13 protein-coding genes, 1 tRNA gene and 1 pseudogene are annotated in these 11164 nt (G+C 65.2%); 5 read left to right on the forward strand and 10 right to left on the reverse strand.

The features are described from left to right. Nucleotides 1–628: pseudogene (locus HCU76_RS28935) on the forward strand (hypothetical protein); the annotation flags it as partial. 90 nt (nucleotides 629–718) lie between these two features. Here HCU76_RS28935 and HCU76_RS28940 read toward each other — a convergent pair. The 4 genes from HCU76_RS28940 to HCU76_RS28955 form a co-directional block, all read right to left on the reverse strand. Continuing rightward, nucleotides 719–982, reverse strand: a complete 264-nt coding sequence (locus HCU76_RS28940; RefSeq protein ID WP_218511223.1) for a hypothetical protein — start codon at nucleotides 980–982, stop codon at nucleotides 719–721. Between the two features lie 32 nt (nucleotides 983–1014). Then, nucleotides 1015–1314: a DUF2846 domain-containing protein gene (locus tag HCU76_RS28945; protein WP_218511224.1), complete on the reverse strand. Its 300-nt coding sequence runs from the start codon at nucleotides 1312–1314 to the stop codon at nucleotides 1015–1017. Nucleotides 1315–1438: 124 nt separating this feature from the next. Continuing rightward, nucleotides 1439–1636 (reverse strand): hypothetical protein, encoded by a 198-nt coding sequence (locus HCU76_RS28950; RefSeq protein WP_218511225.1) that lies wholly within the window; start codon nucleotides 1634–1636, stop codon nucleotides 1439–1441. Nucleotides 1637–1798: 162 nt separating this feature from the next. Further along, nucleotides 1799–2194 carry a TIR domain-containing protein gene (locus tag HCU76_RS28955; protein ID WP_218511226.1) on the reverse strand — a complete coding sequence of 132 codons (396 nt, stop codon included), beginning with the start codon at nucleotides 2192–2194 and terminating at the stop codon, nucleotides 1799–1801. 791 nt (nucleotides 2195–2985) lie between these two features. Between HCU76_RS28955 and HCU76_RS28960 the strand changes: the two genes are divergently transcribed. The 4 genes from HCU76_RS28960 (at nucleotide 2986) to HCU76_RS28975 (ending at nucleotide 4926) form a co-directional block, all read left to right on the forward strand. After that, nucleotides 2986–3384 (forward strand): hypothetical protein, encoded by a 399-nt coding sequence (locus tag HCU76_RS28960; protein ID WP_218511227.1) that lies wholly within the window; start codon nucleotides 2986–2988, stop codon nucleotides 3382–3384. Beyond that, nucleotides 3381–3731 (forward strand): hypothetical protein, encoded by a 351-nt coding sequence (locus HCU76_RS28965; protein ID WP_218511228.1) that lies wholly within the window; start codon nucleotides 3381–3383, stop codon nucleotides 3729–3731. The genes HCU76_RS28960 and HCU76_RS28965 overlap by 4 nt, the downstream gene beginning before the upstream one ends. Continuing rightward, nucleotides 3728–4624: a hypothetical protein gene (locus HCU76_RS28970; protein ID WP_218511229.1), complete on the forward strand. Its 897-nt coding sequence runs from the start codon at nucleotides 3728–3730 to the stop codon at nucleotides 4622–4624. The genes HCU76_RS28965 and HCU76_RS28970 overlap by 4 nt, the downstream gene beginning before the upstream one ends. A gap of 101 nt (nucleotides 4625–4725) precedes the next feature. Then, nucleotides 4726–4926 (forward strand): hypothetical protein, encoded by a 201-nt coding sequence (locus tag HCU76_RS28975; RefSeq protein ID WP_218511230.1) that lies wholly within the window; start codon nucleotides 4726–4728, stop codon nucleotides 4924–4926. Nucleotides 4927–5248: 322 nt separating this feature from the next. On the opposite strand, the gene HCU76_RS28980 is transcribed toward HCU76_RS28975, so the two are convergent. The 6 genes from HCU76_RS28980 to HCU76_RS29005 form a co-directional block, all read right to left on the reverse strand. Further along, nucleotides 5249–5324 (reverse strand) — tRNA-Phe (locus HCU76_RS28980). A gap of 18 nt (nucleotides 5325–5342) precedes the next feature. Further along, a complete protein-coding gene (locus HCU76_RS28985) occupies nucleotides 5343–6038 on the reverse strand; it encodes a response regulator (protein ID WP_213958611.1) in 696 nt (231 codons plus the stop codon). 20 nt (nucleotides 6039–6058) lie between these two features. Continuing rightward, a complete protein-coding gene (locus tag HCU76_RS28990; protein ID WP_218511263.1) occupies nucleotides 6059–8311 on the reverse strand; it encodes an ATP-binding protein in 2253 nt (750 codons plus the stop codon). Between the two features lie 89 nt (nucleotides 8312–8400). Continuing rightward, complete coding sequence (locus HCU76_RS28995; RefSeq protein WP_371319915.1) at nucleotides 8401–9030, reverse strand: DUF4390 domain-containing protein; 630 nt, start codon at nucleotides 9028–9030, stop codon at nucleotides 8401–8403. Further along, nucleotides 9011–10414, reverse strand: a complete 1404-nt coding sequence (rsmB, locus tag HCU76_RS29000; protein ID WP_218511264.1) for a 16S rRNA (cytosine(967)-C(5))-methyltransferase RsmB — start codon at nucleotides 10412–10414, stop codon at nucleotides 9011–9013. Before rsmB ends, HCU76_RS28995 begins: the two co-directional genes overlap by 20 nt. A gap of 99 nt (nucleotides 10415–10513) precedes the next feature. Beyond that, entirely contained in the window at nucleotides 10514–11119 is a 606-nt protein-coding gene (locus HCU76_RS29005; RefSeq protein WP_218511232.1) for a LemA family protein, read from the reverse strand. Nucleotides 11120–11164: the final 45 nt, after the last annotated feature.

The following is an 11164-nucleotide window of genomic DNA, read 5'->3' on the forward strand; positions in this document are numbered from 1 at the left end:
GCTGCTTGGGGACATTGGCACGGATCTGACGCGCAATGCGGTCAGGGAGGGCATCACCGGGCCGCTGGCCAAGTTCGGCGGCGATCTGTTGGGCGACGGCGGCGCGCTGGCTGGACTGCTCGGCAGCACCTCGAAGAAGGAGACGTTCGCCGGCCGCGGGGCCAGCGCATCGAACCCTCTCTACGTCCGGTCTGTTGACAGCTTGGGCGCTGCCGCCAACTCGTCGACGTTCGGTTCGTCAAGCGGCGGCGGCTCTGGCCTCGCCGGCGCAATCGGCTCGATCTTCGGCGGGCTGTCGAACGGCACCGCGACTTCGGTTGCCAACGCACTGCCAGGTGACTCGCTCGACAACCTCATCAAGCTCACCGGCGGGTGGGGAACGATGGCCGGCTTTGCCGATGGCGGATCGCCTCCGCTGAACCGCGTCTCCATCGTCGGCGAGCGCGGGCCTGAACTGTTCGTCCCGAAGCAGGCCGGCACCATCATCCCGAACCATGCGCTCGGTGGCGGAGGTGGAGGTGGCATCCACATCACCATCCCCGTCCAAGGAAACATCGACCGCCGCACCAAGGACCAAGTCGCGGCTGAAGCTGGCCGTGCTGTCCGGCGCGCCGCCCGCTTGGGGTGACTGATCTTCAATCATTAGGCCTAGCCGGCTGACCGAGTCCCGTCCCTCAAGGCAAATCGCGCTTTAAATCGGGCTGCGATAGCTTGCAGCTCAGTCGTGCTCCGTGCGCTGTTCGTGTTCATAGAGGTCCAAGAAGATCTCAACCTCCAATAGCTCCGTCGTTGCCAGATGGAAGAATCTGCTGCTGACACGAAATTGGTGAGGCATCAGAGCCTCGATAGTAAAGAAATCGCCCGGGAACAATTCGGGCATCTCGCCGCTGAACGTCAAATTCACCTCGCCGAGACCGTCTTTCCGCAGGGCTTGTTGCGCTTGATCGGTGAAGGAGTAGGTCGTTTTTTTTACGAGTGCCATCGGTGCTTTCTGTTGCCCCCTGATGCTACGGGCTAAAACGCGGTCGGCTGGATCTTCAGCGAGCCGCCCTGATCGGAGCTGATGCGGTACGAGCGCGCCTGCCCCTCGCGCACAGTGATCTCCGCTTCGGCATCGCCTCCGCCGCAGACCCCGTTCGGCCGGGCGCCGACGATGTGCTGGCCCGGCTGCAGGTAGATCACCACGAACTGCCCAGCGCGCAGATCCGCGATCGGCGAGCCATTGACATAGAGCCGCTGCGAACACGCGCCGCCCATGAGCCCGCTGTCCCGCTTGAACGTGACCGGAACAGTTCCCGGCGCGCTCTTGGACATCGCTGACGCCAAGGTTGTGCCAGGCGTCGCTTCCGAGATGGGGGTGACGGTAGTGGCGCATGATGCGAGTAGTACGGTGCACGCCGCCAGCGCCGATCGGGACCCGAAGAGGGCCGTCATCGATTCAGCCGTCCGACTTCACGCTGGCTCCGAATGTCCCCGCGTTTATCTCCACACTCTTTGCCTTCGTCGTGAAGTATGCGAGCGCGCCGCAAAGAGCCAAGGCGCCCAAGCCAAGCATCGCTTCCACGATTGGGTTGTCGACCGACCCGCCCGGGAACTCGATGAGCTTACGAACCGACATCAGATCTTCTGCATCCATTCTTCGTTTCCTTTGAGATTGTGACGAATTGTGTCGATGCAGATCTTACTGCGCGATAGGCTTGCTCCGTCGGCATCAGATCATGAAGTAATTCACGTGTACGGCCGTCGAATTTCTCAACGCGCTAGATCAATCATGGCGTGGTGGCGGCCAAGGAGATTGCTATCTGCTCAGTTGGTCGTACAGCCAGTCCAAATCCCAGACGTGAGGCACGACACCAATCCTCGTTAGTGCGGCTGGGGTGATTGCGCGGCCTGTGTCCTTAAACGTCATCGCAATCACTCGCGCGCCCACTTCCTGCGCCATATCAAGTTCCCACGGCACCCATTTGCGGCTTCGATGGGTGTTCTCGCCAACCAAGCAGAGACAGGCCTTGCAGGACTGGATCTTCGGCCGAATCACGCGCTTGATGTACTGCTCGTCGGTGCTGTCGATTGAATTGCGTAACGACACGTCATCCATCTCGAACGGGATGTTTCTGAATCCGGCAAGACCTCGCAGTGTCCACACCTTGAACTCGTCCTCGCCGCGGAAAGAGATGAATGTCTTGACGGGCATGTAGACCTCCGAATGGTCGCGGACTTTGGCACGTCTCCCCGATACCCACCATCTGGCGCTCGGCCTATATCGAGTCTTCCCCCGCCAAGGAAGGGGTGAATGTCGCGCGCAGACGCGAATTGTTCAATTGGGGCCGCAGTTGCTGCGTCCCTTCACATTGCATAGATTGAAGGCGTAACTCTTGCATTCCGTGAACGCGTCGAAGTCTATGAAAAACACCTCAAGCAGCCACTTGCGCCCCGGCTTCCGTTCGATGCGTCTCGTGCGACCGTCAAACAGCGTTGCAGTTGCCTCGAGTTGCTGTAGCGCCGTCAAGTCATCAAGAGGGCGCCCGCGACAGTACAAGAACCAACGAGCTCCGGCCATCGCAAGTAGGCACGACCCCGCGAGCAAGTTCTTCATCCCTCGTCTCCGTTCTATGTTGCTCGCGATGGTAGTGGCGACGCGCAGCATGACCGGCTCGGGTAAATACCAGCAAGAGGACTTGCATCTTTTTGATTTACAGTCACAATATCAAACATGGAAACGAAACCAACGGGCCGCGGCGGCGCAGGGCGAGGCCAAGGGCGAAAGCCTCTTAAGGAAGGGGTGGAGTCGGTCGCGGTGCATGTCCGCATGACTGTCGACCAGCGCGACAAGTTGAACCGTCTCGGCGGTCCGCCATGGGTTCGCGACCGCATCGACAAGGCGAAGGAGCCGAAGGAATAACCGCATCGGCCTGCAGCGGTGAATGCAGGCCACAAAAGGCGACGGCCGCAGGAGGTGAGAGTCCTGCAGCCGTCTACCACAACGTGCAACCAGCAAAGGAAACGCACACCATGGCTAAGTCAATTATCGCGCCTCCGAGCGCGCCATCATCCCCTGCAGCAAGGCCGGCCGGGCCGGATGCCGAACTGAAAAGCGCCCTCAACGAGGTCGACATGCTCGTGCAGGGTGCAAACGAATCGATCGGCGCCCTGGCGCGTTCAATCAGCATGCTGCTGCGCGAGCCCGACAGCGGGAACATGCGGTTGCGCATCAAGGCGCTCTGCGAGCTGATCGAGTACACGGCAGGCGACTTGTCGAACACCGTGAACTGCATTGCGGAGCAGCACGGCGCCCACTTCATCGACGAGGGGGACCTCAATGAGAGGAGCCTGATCTGGGCCGCCGTGCGGGACACCGCCGCCAAGAAAGAGGTGCAATCGTGATGGCCGGCACCACTCCCGTCGCGCGGGCTGCCGTCACTCTCGCGCCCATGTCGGCCACCGCCGCCGAACTGCTGCACCGCCTGCAGCAAGAGGCGGCCGATGCCGTGGCGCCGGCAGATGGCACCATCCTGCTGTCGCCACCGGCCGCGGCATGCGACTACTACCGCGCCACCGAGACCTCGTGCACCGCCTACTTTGGTGATTGCCGGGTCAGTCTCTTCCGCCACCGCGGCTACGCCTACTGGACGGGCGATGAGGAACGCACTGACGGCGATGGCCGCCGGTGGGAGCGGCGCATCAAGGCCGTGGTTGACAACTTTGGCGAGTTGATCGAGGGGCAATCATGAGCACGGCCACCGCCAAGCCCAGGAAGGCAGCTCGAGTGGCCGCCGCTGCGCAGCTCATCGACATGGAGGCCAGGGACTTCGAGCGCGGCCGCGACCTTGCCGTCGCGATGCTGCGCGAAGGGCATGCGCTTTGGAACACAGACGATGCGGCCGAACTGCGGCGATACCGCGAGGGCCGCGCGCAGAACAGATTCGCGCGCTCGTCGCTCGAGCGCCTGATCGAGGAGCCAGCACTGCTGGAGGGCTTTGCCGCAGTCTTGTCGGCCAAGCTCGGCGCCGGCGAAGGCGGCTATCCCGAGGCGTACGCAACCCTGCCCATGGCGGAGTTTGAAGCCGGCGAACTCGGTGCCGATGGGACGCAGGTCGAAGACAGCGCCCCAACGCCATCGACGGATACCGATCCATCGCAGCCCGCCCCACAAGGTCCAGGGAACATAGGAGACGCTTGGTTGCCAAGCGCGTTGCTCTCGGAAGCAGGTGCGGTCATGGAAATGGCCTTGGCAGGGTGGTGCAGCGATGTTGCGTATGGGGCACAAGAGTTGACGGAGGCATGCCGGAAACGGTTGGACCAGGCGATCGAGGCGAAGGACTGCAACGCCGTCGAGGCAGAGAGCTGTCGCATCGGGGTTGCGCTGGCGGTGATGTTGACCGTTGCGGAAGACGACGACGACCAGGTATGTTGGGCAGTCGTTCGCCTCCTGCAGTACGCCAAGAAAGAACTCGACGATGTCATTGAGCGGTTGCCCCCAGCTCGTCATTACGCTCAGCCGGAAATCGACGGGGCACACGAAGGAGGCGAAGGTCCAACTCGACGCGAAGCTCGGACCTGTCGAAGCGGCTACGGTATGACGCTTGAGCAGCTGCAGGCCACGCAGGCGGGGCGGACGATATGAAGGCCCGCAAGGACACCTCTCGGGCACGCTCGAACGTCCATCACCTGCGCTTGGTCCCTCCTGCCAAAAGTAAGCCGAACGCTGACTTGGTCCAGTCGCTGATGACCCTCGCCGCCGCCGCCGCCCGCGACGAGATCACAGGCATCATTTTCGCCGCCTCGCTGGACAAGCCGGACCGATTCATCAGCAACATCGTCGGCGAATGCGCTGATCGGCCGACCTACGCATTGGGACTCGTGTCGATGCTGACGGATCAGTTGAAGGGGTTGCAGCACGACATGAGGGACAACGGTGAGGCGTGACCGGAGGCCCGCTCGTCGTGATCTTCGGCCGGGAAGTCGGGCGCGTTAATCGACCAGGCCTCCCTTTTCGGGGGGTCTCTGGCCGATGTTAAGTTTGGCTAAGTGCCTGCGAGAGCGCTCGGCGTGTTCACCAATCCAAGGGGGTAAACGGAGTGCTTCATACCCCCATTGCTGCCCGTTACCCCGAAATTACCCCTTGCGGGGGCTTAGCTTGGGCTAATCCACAGCGGTCGGCGCTGGACACAAAAAAGCCCTAAGTGCTTGATTCACTTAGGGCTCTGTGGGTAAGATGGACTGTAATCGACCACCTTAGACGGGAAAATGGTGGCCTGGGGCGGAATCGAACCACCGACACGCGGATTTTCAATCCGCTGCTCTACCAACTGAGCTACCGGGCCTTGGTATGGAGCCTTCGATTATACAGCGCTTCTGCGCCCTCTCGAAAGATCGACGCCCAATTGTTTGAGTTTGCGATAAAGATGGGTGCGTTCCAGGCCGGTTTTCTCGGCCACGCGGGTCATGGAGCCGTTCTCCATTGCCAGGTGGAACTCGAAGTACGCCTTCTCGAAACCATCGCGTGCATCACGCAGCGGCCGGTCCAGGTCGAAGGTCTGGTTGGCGCGCGGGCCGGCCTCGACGACCAGCGCCGCCGTCGGCAGCGGCATCAGGCCGTGGTCGCCGGTGGTGGTCACCGCGGCGGCGAAGTGGCTGGTGGTCGGCACCACGCTGGCGGCGGCGCGGCGGGCGCTCTCGCGGGCCAGGCCCTGCTCCACCGCTTTCAGCAGCTTCTGCAACGTGATGGGTTTCTCAAGGAAGGCGAAGGCGCCGATGCGCGTGGCGTCGACCGCGGTGTCGATGGTCGCGTGCCCGCTCATCATGATGACGGGCATGCTCAACAAGCCAGCGGTCGACCACTCCTTGAGGAGCGTGACGCCATCGGTGTCGGGCATCCATATGTCCAGCAGGACCAGGTCCGGCCGCGCACGTTGCCTGGCCGCGCGCGCTTCCGCGGCGTTTTCGGCCAGCTCGACGTTGTGGCCTTCGTCGTTAAGGATCTCGAATAGCAGGTCTCTGATACCCAGCTCGTCGTCGACGACAAGAATGTTTGCCATGAATGCTTCGGTGTGCGCGCTCAGGCGACAGTGGTAGGCGAATGTTCGTCGGGTGTTGCGGGAGTGGCTGGCAGATCTGCCGCCAGCGCGAATGATAGCGAGACTTGCGCCCCCACTACAGCCCCATCGATGACACGATTGGAAAGTTCGACGCGTGCACCGTGCTCGTCGGCAATCTTCTTCACCACCGCAAGCCCCAGTCCGGTGCCCTTGGACTTGGTGGTGACGTAGGGCTCGAAGGCGCGCTTGAGGATGTTCTCCGCAAAGCCATGGCCGCTGTCCTGCATCGTCAGTCGCACGCGTTTGCCCGCGTCGTCCAGGCGAGTGCGAACGATGACTTCTCCACTGCCCTTGCCGCCCTGGGCCGTCTCGGTGGCGTCCTGCGCGTTCTGCAGCAGGTTGTGGATGACCTGCCTCAACTGCTGCGCGTCACCGCGTATCGGCGGGCAGCGCGCATCGAGTTCGGTGTGCACCGGCACCGCTGCGGCCTCGGTCTCGTAGAGGCTCAGCACGTCGATCACGACCGCGTTGAGGTCGACCGGCTTGAGCTCTGCCGCCGGCAGGCGCGCATAGTCCCGGAATTCGTTGACCAGCCGCTTCATCGCATCGACCTGGTCGACGATGGTCTTCACCGACTTGTTGAGGATCGCCTGCTCCGGCGGCTCGACCTTGCCGTTGAGTTTCATCTGCAGGCGCTCGGCGGAAAGCTGGATCGGCGTGAGCGGGTTCTTGATCTCATGCGCGAGCCGCCGCGCCACTTCGCCCCAGGCCTGCGCGCGCTGGGCCGAGACGATCTCGGAGATGTCGTCGAACACCAGCAGCCGCGCGCTGCCCGGCAGCTGCGCGCCGCGGGCGACGATGTTGATGGTGTCCTGCGCCATGCCGCCGCCGGGCGGGTGCAGTTCGAAGGCATGCTGCCAGTGGTCGAGCCCATGCTGCAGGTGCTCGACCTGGAAGTCGTCGAACTGCTGCTGCACGTCCTGCGCAAAATCCGTGAGCCCCGGCACCGCCACCAGTCGCTGGCCCTCGAAGGCCGCCAGAGGCGCCCGCAGCACGCGCGTGGCGCCGGGGTTGGTCTGCAGCACCGTGCCGGCCGCGTCCAGCACGATCACGCCGGAGGTGAGGTTGTCGAGGATGGTCTGCAGGTTGCCGCGCGCGGCATCGAGTTCACCCATGGTCTTCTCGACCGCGCCGCGCGCATCGGCCAGTTGCTGGGTCATGACCGCGAAGGAGCGCGTCAGCCCGCCCAATTCATCGCGGGTCTGCAGCACGGTGGTGGGCCGCAGGTCGCCGCCGGCCACCTGCCGCACACCATCGGCCAGCACCAGCAGCGGTCGGGCCAGCTGGTTGCCGAACAGCACCGCCAGCAGCACCGCGCCGAACACCGCGAGGAACAGGCACAGCGTGAGCGTGCCGATGTACATGCGCCGCAGCCCGCCACGCGCCAAAGCGCGCTCCTGGTATTCGCGATTGGCCTCCTGCACCGCCAGCGCGTTGGCCACCAGGGCGGGCGGGATCGGGCGCGTCACCTGCAGGAAGCGCGGATCGGTGCTGAACTCGAAGCCTGTCCGCTGCACGATGTTGAGCGCATGCACGGTCGCAGGCGGCGGCGTCAGGCCCGGCGGGGATGCCTCGTCCAGCCCCTCGATGTGCGCCACGCCGCGCTCGGTGCGCGCCTGGCGGAACTGCAGCGGGGTCGGCCGCTCCGGATTGAGCTGGAAGCGCGAGGTCCCCGCGCTGGCCACGAGCTGGCCGCTGCCGGTCCAGAGCACCGCGTCGCTCGCGCCGAGCTGGTCGCGGATGCGCTCGAGCACGAGGCCTGCGCTGGTATCCGGCACTTCGGCCAGTTGCACGCTGGCCGCACGCGCCTTGCTGGACAGGTCCTCGGTCAGCGAATCGAGTGTCGCGCGGCCCAGGTTGAGGCCGGCGTCCAGCGCGCCCTCGACCTTGACGTCGAACCAGCTCTCGATGGAGCGCGACATGAAGTTGTACGACACCACGTAGATCAGCGCCCCCGGCACCACGCCGACCAGCGCGAAGATGGCCGCCAGCTTGATCAGCAGGCGGCTGCCGAACTTGCCGAGCCGCAGGCGCTGGATGAGGCGGAACGCGACCCAGACCAGCACCAGCAACAGGAAGATCGCGACCACGACGTTGATGCCGAACAGCAGCGCGTAGTTGCGTTCGTAGAGCGCGCGGTTGTTGGTGGCCTGCGCCAGCAGGAACATCATCACCAGCCCGATGGCGGTGATCGCCGCGGCGCCAACGCCCATCGCCCAACGTACGGCCTTTGTGCGGCGCGTGTGGTGCGTGTGGGGCGGGTTGCGGCGGTCGCCGTGCGGCGCCTGGCCCGGGCCGGGGGTCACGGCGGCTTCCCTACTGTCAGCTTGGCGGCGCGTTCCGCTGCGATGTTCCAGTCGGTCTGGCCGGCCAGGCCGATCTGGAAGGGCCGCGGCAGTTGCGAGGTGTCGAGGCGGAACCGGAACTGGACCGGATGCACGGCGTCGTCGGAGATGTCGCTGGAATCGCCCATGCGCATCCGGCCGACGCGCTTGACCGCATCCAGCGCATCGGAGAGCGTGTCGAAGTTCTGGTTCAGGGTCGCGCCGAAGCCGGCGTTGGTGATGGGCACGGGTGACACGTTGAGGCGCCAGCGGCGTGTGAGGGGCTGGTAGGCCAAGCGCATGTAGCGTGCCACCTGGGCGATGCGGGCATCCGTCCAGTACCAGCGCTCGCGGTAGAGCTCCGCCTCCGCGACGAAATAGACGGCAATGCCCTTGTCGAGCACCTCTTCCACGAGTGTTGGCAGTTCAAATTGCACGGCAGCCGTGAGATACACGGCATCCCCGCTGCGTTCCAGCTTCATCTGCGTGACCTCGGCCGCCTCCGCCGCCGCCGGGGTTGGCAGCCATGCCGCCAGGAACACCAGCCACAACGCGCCGATCCAGGCTGCGATCGGCCAGCCGCGCCGGCTAGCGGGCTGGTTTTTCAAGCAAGGCGTAGAAGAAACCGTCGTGTTCACCCAGTCCATTGTCCGGGACGCCGCGCACGTTGCCGCCGCTTTGGGGCAGCAAATGGCCGGGCGAAGGCCGCAAACGGGCATGGGTGTTGTGCGCAAGAAACGCCTCGATCTGGTGCGCGCCTTCCTGCCTGAACACCGAACAGGTGCAATAGAGAAGGCGCCCTCCGGGCCGCACCAGCGGCCACAGCGCCGCCAGCAGCATGGCTTGCTGGAGGGCCAACTGCTCGATGTCGCTTTCGCGCCGCAACCAGCGCACGTCGGGATGGCGCCGCACGATGCCCGACGCGGTGCACGGCGCATCGAGCAGGATGGCGTCGAAGAGCCGGCCGTCCCACCATTGCTCCGGGCGGACGGCATCGGCCACCAGCACGTTGGCACTCAGGCCGAGGCGCGCCAATGTCTCGCCGATACGCTTGCTGCGGCCGGCGTCGATCTCCAGCGCCGTGACCTCGATGGGCATGTCGCCGGCATATTCCAGCAGATGGGCGGTCTTGCCGCCGGGCGCGGCGCAGGCGTCGAGCACGCGCAGGGGTACCGAGCCCCCAGGCCCGGGCTTCGCCCGGTCCGCCCCCCGAGGGGGATCAAGTCGAGATGGCAAAGCCACATCGACTTGAGATTCGCCCGGACGCAGCCCGTCGAGCAGCAAGGGCGCGGCGAGTTGCGCGGCGCTGTCCTGCACCGAGAACTCGCCTTCGGCAAAGCCCGGCAACTGCGTGACGGGGCGCGCCCGCGCGAGCTGGACACCGCTCGCCGCCACCGGGGTGGCCGCCATGCCTGCGGCCGACAGCGTCTGCAGGTAGAGGCCCTGGGAGGTCTTGCGCGTGTTCACGCGCAGCGTGAGCGGCGGTTGCTGGTTGTTGGTCTCCAGCACGCGCTGCCAGTCGCGCGGATGATCGCGCCGCAGCCGTTCGATCCACCAGCGCGGATGGTTCCATTGCGCCACAGGCTCGTGATCGGTCGCGGCGACCAGGTCGTCGCGCTCGCGCAGGAAGCGGCGCAGGCAGGCGTTGATGAAACTGCCTTGCGCCCGCGTCGCCGGGTCGCGCTTGGCGGCCTCGACCGCCTGGTCGACCAGTGTGAAAGGCTCATAGGGCGCACGCGCGGCATCCCATCCCAACGCCAGGGCGGTGCAGAGCAAGGCATCGGCGCCGGGCGGCGGCGTGCGCTTGGCAAGCTGGCGCCGCAGCGCCTCGGCACGGCCCAGCCAGCGCAGCGCCTGGAAGCCGAGCGCCTGCACGCCCGGCCGCAGCGCGGGCTCCACCGCTTCGAAGGCGGCACTGCCCGAGGTCCCGGCGCGAATCGCCGCGATGGCCTGCGCAGTCAACTGCAACTGGCGCCACAGCGGAGGCCCCAGATGGGGCGGTGTCGAACTGGAAGGGGGGGCGGTGAGGTCTCGCAAGCGGTTGATGGTAACAACCCGAAGCACCGCCGAACGCTTCCCTGCGGCTTCTTTTCAGATCAGCGGCATTGCGCGGCGCATGCCGAAGATGAACGCCATCAGCATCGCCGGAAACTGGGCGATGGCCGCGTTGTAGTTCAGCACCGCCTGGTTGAACTGGCCACGCGCGATCTCCGGTGCGGCCGACGCTTCGGGCCAAGCGATCGGCACGGCGACCGAAGCGACGGCAGGATCGTCGCCGGTGCTGCCCAGGGGAGCGGGCCGCGAGAGCGTGCCGTCGGCCTCGAACACCATCGCCGGATCGCCATGCTGCCGCTGCCAGGCGGACAGCAACGCGTGCAGCGCGGTCCCCAGCGCGGCCATGGCCTGCATATCGAGCGGTTGCTTGCGCGTAGCGCCCAGCATGTTGCCGAACTGACGGGCCGCGGCACGCAGCGACGCCCCACTGGTCAGTTCGCCCGGTCCGAAGGCGCCCGGCTCGGTCGGGATCACATGGGTCTGCACGAAATCGAGTTGGCGCATCAGTGCGGCATCGAGCGCGCCGTAGGCCTGCAACGCGCTCGAGCGCAGCCGCACCAGCCGGTTGTGCGCGCCGATGAACCAGAACAGCGCCACCGCACCGACGATCCACCAGGGCCAGCCTTCAGGCAATAGATTCATGGCTTGTTCATGGAGCATGAAAAACGCCCCCGATCCGCGCGAGCG

It is taken from the genome of Variovorax sp. dw_308 (assembly GCF_019207085.1).
Lineage (GTDB): Bacteria > Pseudomonadota > Gammaproteobacteria > Burkholderiales > Burkholderiaceae_C > Variovorax.

Bases quoted from the DNA above. Each gene is read 5' to 3' on its own strand.
- HCU76_RS28940 (WP_218511223.1), bottom strand. From the start codon at position 982: ATGGCACTCGTAAAAAAAACGACCTACTCCTTCACCGATCAAGCGCAA.
- HCU76_RS28945 (WP_218511224.1), bottom strand. From the start codon at position 1,314: ATGTCCAAGAGCGCGCCGGGAACTGTTCCGGTCACGTTCAAGCGGGAC.
- HCU76_RS28950 (WP_218511225.1), bottom strand. From the start codon at position 1,636: ATGGATGCAGAAGATCTGATGTCGGTTCGTAAGCTCATCGAGTTCCCG.
- HCU76_RS28955 (WP_218511226.1), bottom strand. From the start codon at position 2,194: ATGCCCGTCAAGACATTCATCTCTTTCCGCGGCGAGGACGAGTTCAAG.
- HCU76_RS28970 (WP_218511229.1), top strand. From the start codon at position 3,728: ATGAGCACGGCCACCGCCAAGCCCAGGAAGGCAGCTCGAGTGGCCGCC.
- HCU76_RS28975 (WP_218511230.1), top strand. From the start codon at position 4,726: ATGACCCTCGCCGCCGCCGCCGCCCGCGACGAGATCACAGGCATCATT.
- HCU76_RS28985 (WP_213958611.1), bottom strand. From the start codon at position 6,038: ATGGCAAACATTCTTGTCGTCGACGACGAGCTGGGTATCAGAGACCTG.
- HCU76_RS28990 (WP_218511263.1), bottom strand. From the start codon at position 8,311: ATGGGCGTTGGCGCCGCGGCGATCACCGCCATCGGGCTGGTGATGATG.
- HCU76_RS29005 (WP_218511232.1), bottom strand. From the start codon at position 11,119: ATGAATCTATTGCCTGAAGGCTGGCCCTGGTGGATCGTCGGTGCGGTG.